Origin of the sequence: Streptomyces sp. NRRL S-337 (assembly GCF_000720175.1) — a bacterium.
Lineage (GTDB): Bacteria > Actinomycetota > Actinomycetes > Streptomycetales > Streptomycetaceae > Streptomyces > Streptomyces siderophoricus.
Genome location: NZ_JOIX01000010.1, coordinates 1 through 14,204, shown reverse-complemented (window position 1 = coordinate 14,204; position 14,204 = coordinate 1). Strand labels below are relative to the sequence as shown.

The window sequence follows — 14,204 nt, the reverse complement described above, 5'->3', positions numbered from 1 at the left end:
GCCGTGGGTCCGGGCCCGTGCCGCCACCAGATCAGTGCTGCCAGACCCGCACCCAGTCCACCGACATGTGGGCCAGATGCACGTCCGGCGGCGGCAGCTCGGGGAATCCGACCGCGAGGGTGAAGAGCAGTTCCATCGGCACATGCGGGATCTTCGCGGGATCGGTCACCCGGAACCTGAGCTCACCGTCGATGTACCAGCTGAGCGCGTCACGTTCCCAGTTCAGCGCGAACACGTGGTGACCGGCCGGGAAGTCCACCGGCCCGAAACTCCCCGCGGTCGCCCGTTCCCCGCCGTCCGGCCCCCGCCAGTGCACCGTCATGTCGATACGCCGGGGCGTCTGCAGCACCTCGGCGATGTCGATCTCGGGGGGCGTGAACCGCGAGGCCGGCATCAGCCAGAAGGCCGGCAGCATCCCGCGCCGCCCGGGGATGCGCACCGAGGCCTCGAAGTAGCCGTAGGTGAAGACGGCGCGCGGGCGGGCGTTCCAGGAGCTGCGGCCGGTGGAGACCATGCCGGAGGACCAGGGGTAGTCGCGGCCGTCCGTCCCTCGGGTGGTCCGCCGCTGTGCGGTCAGGGTGAGCCGGCCGCCGCCGACCGAGACCTGGCCGGGCCGGTACCACTCCAGCTCGTCGTTGCCGCGGTTGGTGCACCCGCCCCGGTTCCAGTCGTAACAGGTGGTCCACTTCGCGGTGTTGAGCCGGTCGCCGCTGAAGTCGTCGGCGAAGACCCGGTGCCAGGGCCCGGGGCCCCGCGGGCCCGGCGACGGGGCGGCCGTGTCGCCGTCATGGGCGCAGCCCGCGGCGGCGAGCAGCAGAAAAAGGCTTGCGGCGGCCCGCACCACTCGGGAAGATCCCATCGGCCGCCTCCCCGGCGCGCTACGGAGCACTCACGAAGATCGTCCCCCAGACCGGGACGGTCCGCTACTTCCCCGCTCCGCCGCCCGGAGGCCCCGGCCACCTCCCACCCCTGACACCCCCCGAAGGACCGGCATGACCACCGAACGCATCTCCCCACCCGTACGCGCCGGCGAACGGGAGACCCTGCGCGCCTTCCTCGACTTCCACCGCGCGACCCTCGCCATGAAGGCCGAGGGCCTGTCCGACGAGGACCTGCGCCGCCGCTCGATGCCGCCCTCCACGCTCACCCTGCTCGGCCTGGTACGCCATATGGCCGAGGTGGAGCGCACGTGGTTCCGCCGGGTGATCAACGGCGAGGACGTCCCGCTCGTCTGGTCCGCCGAGGGCGACTACCAGGCGGCCTACGACCCGAACGGCTCCACCGGCGCCGAGGCGTTCGCCGCCTGGCAGGAGGAGGTGGCGCACGCCCGCCGCATCGAGCAGCAGGCCCCGTCCCTCGACGTCACCGGCTACCAGCCCCGCTGGGGCGAACATGTCTCGCTCCGCCTGGTCATGCTCCACCTCATCCACGAATACGCCCGTCACAACGGCCACGCGGACTTCCTCCGCGAGGGCATCGACGGCACCGTGGGCGCCTGAACCGTCCGGGCGTCCCACAGGCCGCCCGGCCCGTGGGCGCCCGGACGGTCAGCCCAGTTCCAGGCTCGTTACGCCGTACGTGCGGTGCTGGTCCGTCGGGGGGACCGGGCCGGTGTACATGCGGACGGTGTGGGAGCGGGGGGTCAGGCCGCGGCGGGTGGCCAGGGCGTGGGCACCGGACCGGGGGCCGGGGATGTCGAGGAAGACCTCGTCGGTGGGGGCGAGGGTGGCCACCAGGGCGTCGAGGAGCGCCTCGGCGACCCGGTCGGTGTCGGCGAAGAGCGGGCCGATGCGGTGACCGGTGCGGGCCGGGCGCAGCACCCCGTAGCCGGCGATCTCACCGTCGCGCAGATACGCCCGGGCGGTGTGGCCGGGGGCGGTCAGCCAGCGGGTGACGAAGCGGCGCCGGTCGGCGGGGAAGCAGCGCCGGTCGTGGGCGGCGAGCGCGTCGAGGTGGGAGCCGGTGACGGGGACGACCTCGGGCGGCGGCGGGGTGCCGTCGCGGCCGGGCCGCCCTCCGTAGCGGACGGTCTCGTAGGCGGGGGTGAATCCGGCGCGCCGGTAGGTGGCCTGCTGGGCCGGGACGGCGTCGAGGCCGACGGTCCGGGTCCCGGCGTGCGGGACGGCGGCGCGCCAGGTCGCCAGGCCCAGGCCCTGTCCGCGGAGGTCGGGGTGGACGAGGTAGTAGCCGAGGAAGGCGTAGGACGCGGAGTAGTTGACGACGGAGACCGCGGAGACGGGCCGGGTGCCGCGGCGGCCCAGGAAGAAGCCGTCCGGGTCGGTGGGGTGGAAGCACGCGGTGTCGTCGCGGCCGGGGTTCCACTCCTCGTCGGCGGCCCACTGCACCACCTGCTGCCAGTCGTCCGGCGTGGCGGTGGTGACGGTGAGTTCATCGGTGGCGGGCATGGCGGATGATCGGGTCCCTTCCGGTGTGGGGGCAGCGGGAGTCGGGGACAGCGGAGGCAGAGGTGCCTGGTGTCCTAGATGAGGTCCATCGCGGCGACCTCGTCCGGGCGGCCGTAGCTGACCGGGCCCTGGAAGCGCCGGCGGGCGGTGGCGAACCACCAGACGGTGGCGATGACGAGCACCACGGCCAGGGCGAGCGGCGCGTAGTTGAAGGAGTCGGGGGTGATCGGGGACGCCTGCGGCAGCATGAACAGCACGTTGCTGATCAGGATCCAGACCACCGCGATCGCCGCGACCGGCTTGCCGTGACGGCCCAGGTGCCACGGGCCGGCCTGGAAGTCGTCGAGCCGCAGCCGCAGGAAGATCGGCACGGCGTAGGCGAGGAAGAGCCCGACGACGTTGACGCTCACCACCGCGGTGAAGGCGGTGTGCGACCACCAGCCGGGCACCACCAGCACCAGCGGGCAGGCCGCCGCGAGCCAGACCGCCTTGACGGGTGTACGGGTGCGGGCGGACACCGAATGCCACCAGCGGGAGCCCGGCATCGCGCCGTCCCGGGAGAAGGCGAAGATCTGCCGGGTATTGCTGGTCATGTTGGCGAGCCCGCAGAACAGCATCGCGCCGATGACGATCAACAGCAGGAACTTGGCGGTGCTTTGGCCGAGCGCGTCGATGAGAATCTGCACCGGCGGCGCCTCGGCGCCCGCCGCGTGGCCGTAGTCGCGAATCGCATAGACCAGGGCGAGCATGAGGATCAGCCCGGTGATCGCGGAGTAGGTGATGGACCGCATGATGCCGCGGGGCGCGTTGACCGTCGCCTTCACGGTTTCTTCGGACATGTGGAAACTGCCGTCGAAACCGGTGAAGGTCCAGCTGGTGACGAGCAGTCCCAGCATTCCGCCGTACATCGCGTTGGTGAAGCCGGTGTTGTTGACGAAGTGGGTGGCGAACGAGGGCGATTGGTGCTGGTCCGGAACAAAGGTGAGCGCACCGACGATCACCACCATGCCGATCAGCAGCCACCAGACGGAAATCCGGTTCACCAGTGCAACGAGCCGGACGGTATACGTGTTCGCGAGTGCCTGGACGAGCAGGATGGCGGCGGTGATGAGCACGGTCTGCTGCGCCGTCGGCGTGTAGGACGGCCACTGCATCGCGAGGAACGCCTGGATGAAGGTGGCAGCCGCGAAGTTGGTGGCGGCGGTGCCGCCGACCTGGCCGACGAAGTTCAGCCAGCCGGTGTACCAGGACCAGGCGCCCTGGTGCCGCTTGGCCAGCTTGCCGGCCGAGAAGTAGAGCGCGCCGCTGGTCGGGTAGGCGGAGGCGATCTCGGCCATCGCGGCGCCGACGAACAGCACCATGACCGACACGCCGATCCAGCCGAAGACGAGGATCCGCGGCCCGCCCGCGTTCATGCCGAATCCGAAGGACGAGAAGATCCCGGAGATGATGTTGATGATGGTGAACGAGATGGCGAAATTGTCGAACGCGCGGAATCTCCGGGTGAGTTTCCGCGGATAGCCCATGGCGTGCAGTGTGGCGTCATCGTCGAGGGTGGCCGGGTCGACCGGGCGGGGGGATTTCGAGCGGGTTATTGACGTGCGCTCGGACACAACCGCTACCTTTCTGGGGGGAATTTTCTGCGTCAGGTGTCGTGCGGTACCGGGAGACCGCAGGAACGTCTGGCTTTCGACAATTGCTCCGCCGGATCGCCGAATGCGCTCCAGGGCATGCGGGAGGCGTACGGCCCCATCGCCGTGAGGACCTCGCGCGCCTCGAATTCGCGTTTCGCCATGTACAACGCGTGCGCCAGGTAAGCGAGATCGAGTACCGGAGTGAATCGGTAGCCGGCCACCTGCGGCAGCCAATTGCGGTAGATGCTCAGCGCCGCGGTGATCCACTGCGGCTGTTCCCAGGTGTGGTCGGCGAGCGGCGCCGCCGGGTTGTAGTCCTCGACCAGGGCCACCAGCGGCAGCAGCCGCAGCGCCGAGGTGGCCGGCGCCCGCTGGCTGAGGAACGCGGCCACGTCCCAGCTCGCGCTGGACGAACCGCCGTACCGGGGGAAGAAGAAGGACAGGAAGCGGTGGTGCGCCTCCCGGTGCCAGGGGTCGAGCCGGAGGATGTGGGCGAAGAGGTACCAGGGGCCGGCCGGCGCGGTCAGCAGTCCTTGTGGCGCGGGGTCCAGCGGGCGATCGAGGCGGGTCAGCGCCAGCTGAGCGACCCAGGGGGTGGGGTCCTCGGGCAGCAGTTTCGCGGCCCGGTCGCACGCCGCCCGGGCGATCCGCGCCAGCGCGCCCTGCCGCCGGTCGCCGGCGCCGGCGTCCGCCATGCGCAGCGCCCGCAGCATGGCCACCCGGGCCCAGAGCAGGGCGGCCTCCGGGCCGGGCTCCTCGGCCAGCCAGCGTTCGGCGAGGTCCGAGTCGGCGGCGACGGAGGCCAGGACGAGCGAGCGGTGGGCGCGGACCTCGAAATCGTCGCGGGTTTCCTTCAGGACGTCGTGGGCGCTCAGGTACCGCCCGGCGGTGACGTCCATGCATGCCCGGGCCAGCGCCCGGTCGTCGGCCGCCGGACTCCACACGTACTGCCCCTCGAATGAGCCGGCCGCCATGGTCCCCTCCCGGTCACGAAGGCGTCATCCGCCACACCGCATTCCAGCCGCGCCGAATTCAGCTGGCCCTGCCACCGGTCGAGCAGCAGCGGGCCACACCCTACTCATCATCAACTCACCAGGAAAACAGTCGCCTGGAATATCTGGTTCCGCACCCTTTTGCTCTGACCCGGAGAAAGAGATTGAAGAGGAAACCATTTTCCGGCCAACTTCCCGGACTCCGCTTCACTTTGACCGCCGTCCGGCCGCAGCGCATTTAATTGGCATATTCAGGCGTTCACCCACCCTCCACAAGTGGAGGCCGTCGACGCCCTACCCCTCCGTATCGCGCCCGACTCCGCCGTCCGGCACCCCGCAACGACCGCCGATCCGTCGGACCGGACCTACCTGTGCACCCACCACCCCCGCGTCTCGGTCAGTTCGCCCGCGATTTCCGGCCATGCCGGACGGGAGCCCGCTCTCCTGCCGAGAAGTCGGCGCGAGCGCGGCGCGGACACTGATCCGGGCGTCTACGCGGCGCACTTCCAGGCGCAAACGACTCCCACACTGATGACGAACCCTCAGGCTGCGGCAATTTTTCGCACCTTCGTTGAACGAAACGACATCCCGGGCCGGTCACAACCCACGCTTTCGCCAAGGGAGTTGGCGCACCGCAAGCATGGATTCGACCCAAGAGCAACCGAAATTAGCGGAAGCTACTTTCCGGAAGCGCGCGATCACATGTAGCGTTCGTTCCGACCGGAGGCCGTGGTCACGCACCACGCCATGGCCGAGTACGGGCATGGGCGCGAACGTTCTTGAGGCACGGACGGAGCGATTGCCCCCGTTGGGCGCAGCCGCCTCCCACGTGCCTGTTCGCCACCACGCCCCACCACCGGATCAACGTCGCGATGGCTGCACAGCACCTCGGCACCCTTCGAACGTCGAGCACCGCCATGTCTGTCCGTACACGCCTGCTTTGCAAGAGGAATGGGCCCAGATCATGTTTATGAACTCCTCGACGACCCCGCTTGCGTTGCGACCGGACGCCGATTTCGGCCGCCCGGTGACGGCCGGGCCCGGCGAAGGGCCACCCCTGGCGGTCGACCGGCTCCCGGACGGCACCTGGCAACTGACGCTGCACTCCCTGGAGCCCGTCTCGGTGCACCGGCTGCCCTCGGACGAGGTCCACATCATCCTGGCCCCACCGGGTGAGAACCCGCCCCGTCCCGAGGAGCCGGCGGCCGGGCCGGCCCCCCGCCCGGAGCCGATCCAGATCGACAACGCGGCCCGCACGGTCTTCATCAAGGGCCGCCAACTCGGCCTGCCCAAGCTGGAGTTCGATCTGCTCGCGCACCTCGTCCGGCATCCCCAGCGGGCCTTCACCCGGGAGCAGCTGATGGCCGCGGTCTGGCCGAGCTGCCAGTCGAGCACCCGCACCGTCGACGTGCACATCGCCCGGCTGCGCCGCCGCCTCGGGCCGGGCCTGCGTGATTCGATCCGCACGGTCTTCGGCATCGGCTACAAGTACCAGCCCGCTCCCTGACGACGGCCGGCACCCCTGCGCCGTACCTCAAACCCCCGCGGAGGCGGCGGGGTTGAGATGCGCCGGGGTGCCGTCCGCAGGCTCCTTGCGGACGAACGCCCGGCGCAGGGCGTGGTACGGCTGGTCCGGGTCGAAGAAGATCCGGTGCATACGGGCGAGTTCGTGCTCCCGGTAGGCGGCGAGCGGCCGCTTCGCCTCGTCCCGTTCCCGGGCGTCCTTCTTGGCGGCGATCCTCGACTGGACCGCCGACGAGGCCGCCAGCCGCCGCGCCAGTTCGGTGGTCCGGGCCGTGAAGTCCTGCGCAGCACAGTCGACGATCCGGTCCACCAGGCCGAGCCGCTGCCCGGTCGCGGCGGTGACCGGCAGGGCGCGCGTGGTGAGCCGTTCGGCCGCCTCGCGCCCCGCCCGGCGGGGCAGGGTGTAGGTCCAGTACTCCGAGCCGTAGAGCCCCATCAGCCGGTAGTGCGGGTTGAGCACCGCGGCCGAGCGGCACCACACCTCGTCGGCGGCGAGCGCCAGCATCACCCCGCCGGCCGCGGCATTGCCGCCGAGCGCGGCGACCACCAGCCGGTCGGTGGTGGTCAGCACGGCCTCCACGAGGTCGTCCATGGCGTGGATGTTGGCCCAGGACTCCTCGGCGGGGTCGGCCGCGGCCTCGATCACGCCCAGGTGGATGCCGTTGGAGAAGAAGTCCCGGCGGCCACCGAGGACCAGCACGGACGTGGGCCGGGTGCAGGCGTGGCGGTAGGCGGCGAGCAGCCGCCGGCAGTGGTCGGTGCCCATCGCCCCGCCCGGGAACGAGAAGTCCAGGAAACCGGCCGGCCCCTCCTCGCGGTAGCGGATGTCGCTCCAGGTACGGGGCGCGTCGCCCGGGTCGAGCGGGGCCGGGACCTCGGGGAGCGGCGGCAGGCGCTCGCCGAGGGCCAGGGTGGCGGGGAGCTTGACGGTGCCGGGCTCCCCCGGCCGGCGCGGCGCCCGGAGTTCGGGGATCCACACCGCGCCGTCGGCCGTCGCCCGGCAGATCGCGCCGCACCGGGTGGCGAGGAGTTCACCCGGCCGCCCGCGCAAGGTGTCCTCGGGGTGGCCACCGTGCAACATCCAGGCGGAGCCGAGGAGTTCGTCCCGTACGCCGGGCCGGGAGTCGGCGGCGCGGAGCTTGCGCAGGACGGTCGCGGTGGGGTCGGACCGCCAGTCGATCCGGCGCAGGTCCTGGCGGAACGGCGGCCGGGGACGGCCGGTGCGCGCGCTCTCGGGCAGGGTCGCCTGGGGCCGCGGGCGGTGGGTGCCGGAGGCGACGCGCTCGACGGCGGTGAGCACCGCCTCGACGGCCGCGTCGGCGATCTCGTTGCGGTACAGATCGCTCTTGCCCACCTCGGGGACCGGGCAGCTCGCCGAGGCCCAGATGTCGCCGGCGTCCATCTCGTCGTTGGCCTGCAGGACGGTCACGCCCCAGGCGTCCGCACCCAGGTGTACCGCCCAGTCCAGCGAGGACGGGCCGCGGTCGCCGACCGGGCCGGGGTGCACGATCAGACAGGTGTGGGCCGACCACACCTCCCGGGGGACGGCCGTGGTGAGCATGGGCGCCACGATCAGGTCGGGGGCGTGGCGGCGTACGACCTCGGGCAGCGGGGTCCGCGGAGTCACCAGTTCCACGCCCACCCGGTGGCCGCGGTCGCCGAGTTCGGCATGGATGCGCTGGGTCAGGCTGTTGAAGGCGCCGGCGATGAGCAGAATGTGCACAGCTTCACTCCCCTGGTGCGGCAGCCGGTGTGCGGGGGCCGGGGTGGCCGGTGGTGAGCGTTCCCCGGGCACGGCCGCGGACCGCGCGCCCGCCCGGCAGGTCCCCCGATCGGCGACGGCCGGATGGCGCAATGCGCCGGCCGGGCCCCCGCCCGCGCGGGCCGGGGCAGTTGACCGGGCGACCGGAACTGACTTGACGTCAGGTAGTTCCGGTACCGCGATCGGCTCGGCGGTATCCCGCCAAAGTTGGCGCGCCGCCGCCGCTTCACACCGCCCCGCCATTGCCTTTCATTGACATTTGCTTGGCCAGCCTTTTACTTTCGGTGGGCGGCATCGGCGCAGGTCAGCGCCGTTGCCGGACCGTCTTCCGCACTCTCACGGAGGTTCCCATGGAGCAGCTCATCAAGAAGATGGCCCAGGACGACGTGTGGCGCAGCTGGCTCGCCGCCAACTCCGCCGCGCAGGCGGCGAAGGAGGGCTGCATCAGCGCCGCACCCAAGACCGGCTGCATCAGCGCCGCACCGAAGGCCGGCTGTATCTCCTGATCGTCCCGGCACTCCCCGGCGCCCGGGAGCGGGCGACGGCCGCGGCACTTCCCCCGCCGCCGGCCCGCTCCCGGGCGCCGCACCCGTCCCCCCGGGGGCACGCCCCGCTCTTCTCCGTTCCTCCCCGTTCTTCTCCGTTCTTCTCCGAGCCACGACGAGGGTTCCATGGATGGTCAGCCGACCGCCGAGGTCATCGAGCAGATCCGCGACATCCCGCTCTACCGCGCATCGCTGGCGAAGGGCTATTTCCCGGTCCTCGACAAACCGGACATCGCCCGCGGCTTCCCCGAAAACTGGATGACCCCCCGGCTGGCCGCAGCCCTGGAGGCCGGTGAGGCGGAATACGTGCTCTCCACGGGCACCAACCACGCCCGGATGCAGCTGATCCGGCCCCCGTACTTCCTGCTGCACTCCTACTACCGGCTGTGGAGCGAGCATCCGGACATCGCCGGGACCTGGGAGTCGGGCTGCCGGCGGGTCTCGCTCACCACCGTGCTGGCGACCGAGCACGTGGCCCGGGTCGGCGCGGCCCGGCGCGGCGTCCCGCCGGCGCGGGTGCCCTCCTTCGAGGAGCGGTGGCTGGACGACCGCACCTGCTACCTCAACCTGCGGCTCGACCCCGCGCGGTGGGAGCGCGACGAGGTGGTGCGGATGCTCCGGGAGATCGAGGCGGCCCGGCAGTCGCACCCACAGGGCCACTACCACCTCGACTGTTCCGGGTACCACCTGGCGCATCTGCTGCGGAAGGTCGGGGAGTGGGGGCTGTGGGACGACTTCCCGCCGCCCGCCAGCATCGTCCACGCCTACGAGTACACCCCGGTCAACGTCCGGCGTTTCCTGGCGCAGCACTTCGACTGCCCGGTCATCGACCTCTTCGGCAGCACCGAGCTGGGCTACCTCTACTTCAGCGACCGGCGCGGCAGATACCGGCCGTACCTCGACGGGATGAGCGTGGAGCTCCATCCGGTCGCCCCCGGAAGCACGATCCACGAACTCGTCGTCTCCAGCGTCCGCAATCCCTTCATGCCGCTGATCCGCTACCGCTCGGGCGACTGCGTGCGCACCCTGGACGGCACGCCGGACCCGGACCGGATAGCCCAATTCTGCGGCCGCCGGAAGGAGTTGCTGCCGACGCCGAACGGGCCGGTCGCCCAGGGCGACCTCGACCGGTGCCTCGGTGAGCTGGCCCCGGACGTGTTCCTCCACCAACTGCAGCTGACCGGTCCCGCCGAGGCCCTGCTGGCGTACACCACCTTCCACGGCACACCCCTCGGGGCCGACGGGACCGCCGCGCTGGCGGACGCCGTCGGCGAGCTCACCGGGCGGCGCTGCCGGCCGGTGCACCACGCCCACCTCCCCATCGGGAAATCCGGGAAGTACGCCTGGCTCGTCGACGCCGACTGAGGCGCACCCCCCTCCCACCCGCCCGTCCGCACCCGCACAGGAGACCCATGACCAGCCGCCCGCCGATATCCGCCGACGCCCTCCGGGAGCTGCTCGGGGAGGCGCTGCACACCGAGGTCATCGACCATTTCGCCGCCCGCAGCGAGGCGCCGCGGGAGTTCGTGGCGCGGCAGGTCACGGAAGCCCTGCGCTACCTCTTCCTCGTCTCGCGCTACCGCGACCGGCTCGGCGGCCTCTTCCTCCCGGTCGAGCAGGACATCGACGAGATCTGGCACTACCTCATCCTGCAGACCCGGGAATACCGCGCCCTGTGCGAACAGCGGCTGCCCGGGCGGTACTTCATCGAGCACCGCAGCATCGCCTACGAGGACTACCAGCAGGAGCCGGGCCGCGAGCAGGTCCTCGAAGAGGCGCTGCGCTGGATCCCGTTGTACTGCGCGGAGTTCGGGCCGTTCGACGAGGGGGCGCTGCCGCACTGGACGATCGTGCGCTTCCTCCACGAGCAGCTGGGGATGACGCTCGCGGACATCGCGGCGCTGAAGCCGCCGGCACCGGTATAGGGGACGGCGGGTCATGCACGAAAGGCCGGAACAACGGCGCGTCCTGGCCGTCCTGGTGGTGGCCCAGGTCCTCAGCGGGGCCGGGCTCGCCGCGGGCATCACCGTCGGGGCGCTGCTCGCGGAGGAGATGTTCGGCTCGACCGGGCTGGCGGGCGTGCCCAGTGCGCTGTTCACCGCCGGGGCCGCGGGCGGCGCGGCCGGGATCGGCCGGCTGTGCCGCCGCTGGGGCCGGCGCCCCGGCCTCGCCCTCGGCTACGGCGCCGGTGCGCTGGGCAGCCTCGGGGTGGTCGTGGCGGCCGCCGTCGGGAACCCCGTGCTGCTGTGCGGGTCCCTGCTGGTCTACGGGGCCGGTACCGCGACCAATCTGATGGCGCGTTACGCGGGCGCCGATCTGGCCTCCCCCGCGCGGCGCGGGCGCGCGGTGAGCACGGTGCTGTTCGCCACCACGCTCGGCGCGGTGGCCGGGCCCAACCTGGTGACGTGGACCGGTGACCTCGCACGGTCCTGGGGCATCCCCCGCCTCGCCGGGCCGTTCCTGCTGTCCTGCGTGGCGTTCTCCGCGGCGGCGCTGGTGCTGGCCGTGCTGCTGCGGCCCGACCCGCTCCGGCTGGCCGCGCGCCTGGCCGCCGCGCCGGAGCAGGCGGATGCCGCACCGGCCGCCGGCCCTTCGAGCGGCCACCCGGCGGGCGATGCCCGGCGGCGCGGCCTGGTGGCCGGCACCGCGGTGATGGTCCTCACCCAGCTCGTGATGATCGCGGTGATGACGATGACGCCGGTCCACATGCTGGCGCACGGGTCGGACCCGCAGGCCGCCGGGCTGGTCATCGCGCTGCACGTGGCGGCCATGTTCCTGCCCTCGCCGCTCACCGGGCTGCTCGTCGACCGGTACGGCCGGCGGTGGATCGCCGCCGCGTCGGGTCCGCTGCTGCTGGCGGCCGGCGTGCTCGCCGCGACGGCGCCGCCGCATGCGGTTCCCCTGCTCGCCACGGCCCTGGTGCTGCTCGGCCTGGGCTGGAACGCCGGGCTGGTCAGCGGCACAGCCCTGGTCACCGACGCCCTGCCGCCCGAGCGGCGGGCCGCGGTCCAGGGGCTGGTCGACGTCGGCATCGCGGGCGCCGGTGCGGCCGGCGGGCTGTCGTCGGGTCTGGTCGTGGCGGCGGGCGGTTTCCCGGCCCTGGCGCTGGCCGGCGGGATTCTGGCGCTGGCCGTCGTGCCCGCCGTGGGCTGGTCGGCCCGGGTGCCGCGCACCGTCCGCGCGGCGCCGGCGGCCGCCGGTACGGAAGCGGATCGGTCGTGAACTCCCGTACGTGCGGCGGACGGTGCGCGGGTGCAACGGGGGAAATCTTGAAACATGGCGTCATTTCTCGTTTTCACGCCGGAAACCTGGATGCTGCACTGTGAGGGAAGGCTGTAGGCATATGGACCTGCGACGGGGGACGAGGATGCGGAAGGACCGCGGCACACCCGGCATACCGGTGCGCGGCCTGTTCCCGGTCCCGCTGCTCGCCCTCGCCGTGGTACTGGCGTTCCTGCTGGGTGCGGCGGCCGCCGGCGCCGGTGCGACCGCCACGTTCGCCGCCCCCGCCGCCCGGGCCGCGGGCGCCCCGCCCGCCGTCAAGCCCGGTTCCGACTCCGACGAGGAGAAGAACAAACGGGACGCCGAGCGCGGCGCCCCCCGGGGGACCGCCCGCAGCTCCGTCGGCGTGCCGCGGCACGCCGGCCGTCCGCTGCCGCCCTCCGGCCCCGACCGCCCGGCGCTGCCGTCCGCCGGCGGGTCCGACGGCCCGGCCGCGGGCACCTCCACCCGGGCCGCCTCAAGACCGGCCCCGCTCCCCGTCCTGCACTGCGTCTTCCGCTGCTGAGCGCGGCCGTGGTGGCTTGCTCCACCAGCCGCACCCCGCACGTTCCCGCCACCACCCCACAGTGGCACCACTCATCAGCAGGAGACCTCCTCGTGGAGACCTTCATCCAGCATGCCCGGGGCCTGACGGCCCGTATCGCCGAGCGGCGGGAGGAGCAGGAGACCTACGGCCGGCTGGCGGCCGGCCAGTCCCCCCTCGCCCTCTTCATCACCTGCTCCGACTCCCGGGTGGTACCGTCCCTGATCACCGGGGCCCGCCCGGGCGAACTCTTCGAACTGCGCACCGCCGGCAACGCCGTGCCCGTATACCGTAAGGACATGGCGGCCTGCGCGGAGGCCGCCACCATCGAGTACGCGATGCGGGTCCTGCGGGTCGCCGACATCGTGGTGTGCGGTCATTCGCACTGCGGCGCGGTCGGCGCCAAGGCCCGCGGCGAGGACCTGACCGGCGCGCCGGCCGTACGCGACTGGCTGGCCCAGGCACTCTCCGACGAACTGCCCGAGGACCCCGAGCCGACGGTCGCCGCCGCCGTGCAGCAGCACGTGCGCCAGCAGCTCGACCGGCTGCGCGGGTACCCCTGCGTACAGGAGCGGCTGGCGGCCGGCGAGGTGAACCTGCACGGCTGGTTCTACGAGGTGCACACCGGCCTGGTCGTGGCCCACCACCCGGCCTCCGACCTGTTCCTTCCGCTGTGAGCGCGGGGGTGACGACGATGAAGCGACTGCTTTCCTCGCGCGCGGGGTCCTTCCGGGCCGACTTCACCGCCTCCCTGGTGGTCTTCCTGGTGGCCGTCCCGCTGTGCGTCGGGGTGGCCGTCGCCTCCGGCGTACCGGCCGAACTCGGCCTGGTCACCGGTGTCGTCGGCGGGCTGCTCACCGGGCTCCTGCCCGGCAGCAGCCTGCAGGTCAGCGGCCCGGCGGCGGGCCTGACGGTGCTGGTCTTCGAGGCCGTCAAGGAGTACGGCCTCGGGGCGCTGGGTGCCCTGGTGCTGGCGGCCGGTGTACTCCAACTGGCCATGGGCGCCCTGAAGTTGGGGCGCTGGTTCCGGGCGATCTCGGTCGCCGTCGTGCAGGGCATGCTGGCGGGCATCGGCCTGGTGCTGATCGCCGGTCAGCTCTACGCCCTCACGGACGCCAAGGCGCCGGGCAGCGGACTGGCCAACATCGGCGGCGTACCGGCACTGGCCGCCGCCACGGTCGGCTCGGGCACCGCGCTGTCCGCGCTCGCGGTCGGCGCCGGGACCGTCGCCGTGCTGGTCCTGTGGCCGCGCTGGCGGCGCGGTGCCCGGGTGCTCCCGGCGCCGCTGGTCGCGGTGGCGCTCGCCACCACCGCGGTGTGGGCGCTCGACCTGCCGGTCGCCCGGGTCCGGGTCAGCGGGCTGCTGGACGCGATCCAGCCACCGGGCATGTCGGACCTGGGCCGCCTCACCGACGTCGGCGTGCTGGGCACGGTCCTTGCCTTCGCGCTGATCGCCTCGGCCGAATCGCTGTTCAGCGCGGCGGCGGTGGACCGGCTGCACGACGGGCCCAAGACCGACTACGACAAGGAGCTGATG

14 protein-coding genes are annotated in these 14,204 nt (G+C 72.4%); 9 read left to right on the top strand and 5 right to left on the bottom strand.

What is annotated here, in order from left to right; genetic code table 11:
- Positions 1–31: 31 nt before the first annotated feature.
- On the bottom strand, positions 32–859 hold the full coding sequence (locus IG62_RS0110095) for a glycoside hydrolase family 16 protein (RefSeq protein WP_107052939.1): 828 nt from the start codon (positions 857–859) through the stop codon (positions 32–34).
- Positions 860–992: 133 nt separating this feature from the next.
- Between IG62_RS0110095 and IG62_RS0110090 the strand changes: the two genes are divergently transcribed.
- Positions 993–1,499, top strand: coding sequence for a DinB family protein (locus tag IG62_RS0110090; protein ID WP_030800031.1), 507 nt, complete (start codon positions 993–995; stop codon positions 1,497–1,499).
- A 48-nt stretch (positions 1,500–1,547) separates the two neighbouring features.
- Here IG62_RS0110090 and IG62_RS0110085 read toward each other — a convergent pair whose 3' ends face one another.
- The 3 genes from IG62_RS0110085 to IG62_RS0110075 all read right to left on the bottom strand — a co-directional run bounded on the left by IG62_RS0110085 (position 1,548) and on the right by IG62_RS0110075 (position 5,013).
- Complete coding sequence (locus tag IG62_RS0110085; protein ID WP_030800029.1) at positions 1,548–2,405, bottom strand: GNAT family N-acetyltransferase; 858 nt, start codon at positions 2,403–2,405, stop codon at positions 1,548–1,550.
- A 74-nt stretch (positions 2,406–2,479) separates the two neighbouring features.
- Entirely contained in the window at positions 2,480–3,931 is a 1,452-nt protein-coding gene (locus tag IG62_RS0110080; protein ID WP_037838098.1) for an amino acid permease, read from the bottom strand.
- Positions 3,932–4,050: 119 nt separating this feature from the next.
- Entirely contained in the window at positions 4,051–5,013 is a 963-nt protein-coding gene (locus tag IG62_RS0110075; RefSeq protein WP_030800024.1) for a hypothetical protein, read from the bottom strand.
- Between the two features lie 988 nt (positions 5,014–6,001).
- On the opposite strand from IG62_RS0110075, the gene IG62_RS0110070 reads away from it, so the two are divergent.
- Positions 6,002–6,538 carry a winged helix-turn-helix domain-containing protein gene (locus IG62_RS0110070; RefSeq protein ID WP_078871906.1) on the top strand — a complete coding sequence of 179 codons (537 nt, stop codon included), beginning with the start codon at positions 6,002–6,004 and terminating at the stop codon, positions 6,536–6,538.
- Positions 6,539–6,565: 27 nt separating this feature from the next.
- Here the strand turns inward: IG62_RS0110070 and IG62_RS0110065 are convergent, their stop codons facing one another.
- On the bottom strand, positions 6,566–8,278 hold the full coding sequence (locus tag IG62_RS0110065) for a hydrogenase maturation protein (RefSeq protein WP_030800021.1): 1,713 nt from the start codon (positions 8,276–8,278) through the stop codon (positions 6,566–6,568).
- Between the two features lie 389 nt (positions 8,279–8,667).
- Between IG62_RS0110065 and IG62_RS47730 the strand changes: the two genes are divergently transcribed.
- The 7 genes from IG62_RS47730 to IG62_RS0110030 form a co-directional block, all read left to right on the top strand.
- Positions 8,668–8,823, top strand: a complete 156-nt coding sequence (locus IG62_RS47730) for a hypothetical protein (protein WP_199812440.1) — start codon at positions 8,668–8,670, stop codon at positions 8,821–8,823.
- 165 nt (positions 8,824–8,988) lie between these two features.
- A complete protein-coding gene (locus tag IG62_RS0110055; protein WP_030800019.1) occupies positions 8,989–10,227 on the top strand; it encodes a hypothetical protein in 1,239 nt (412 codons plus the stop codon).
- Positions 10,228–10,274: 47 nt separating this feature from the next.
- Entirely contained in the window at positions 10,275–10,787 is a 513-nt protein-coding gene (locus tag IG62_RS0110050; RefSeq protein WP_030800017.1) for a hypothetical protein, read from the top strand.
- A gap of 13 nt (positions 10,788–10,800) precedes the next feature.
- On the top strand, positions 10,801–12,084 hold the full coding sequence (locus IG62_RS0110045; RefSeq protein ID WP_030800015.1) for an MFS transporter: 1,284 nt from the start codon (positions 10,801–10,803) through the stop codon (positions 12,082–12,084).
- A gap of 145 nt (positions 12,085–12,229) precedes the next feature.
- A complete protein-coding gene (locus tag IG62_RS0110040) occupies positions 12,230–12,649 on the top strand; it encodes a hypothetical protein (protein ID WP_030800013.1) in 420 nt (139 codons plus the stop codon).
- 92 nt (positions 12,650–12,741) lie between these two features.
- On the top strand, positions 12,742–13,344 hold the full coding sequence (locus IG62_RS0110035) for a carbonic anhydrase (RefSeq protein ID WP_030800011.1): 603 nt from the start codon (positions 12,742–12,744) through the stop codon (positions 13,342–13,344).
- A 17-nt stretch (positions 13,345–13,361) separates the two neighbouring features.
- The coding region (locus IG62_RS0110030; protein WP_037838085.1) for a SulP family inorganic anion transporter at positions 13,362–14,204 on the top strand (843 nt) is incomplete at its 3' end.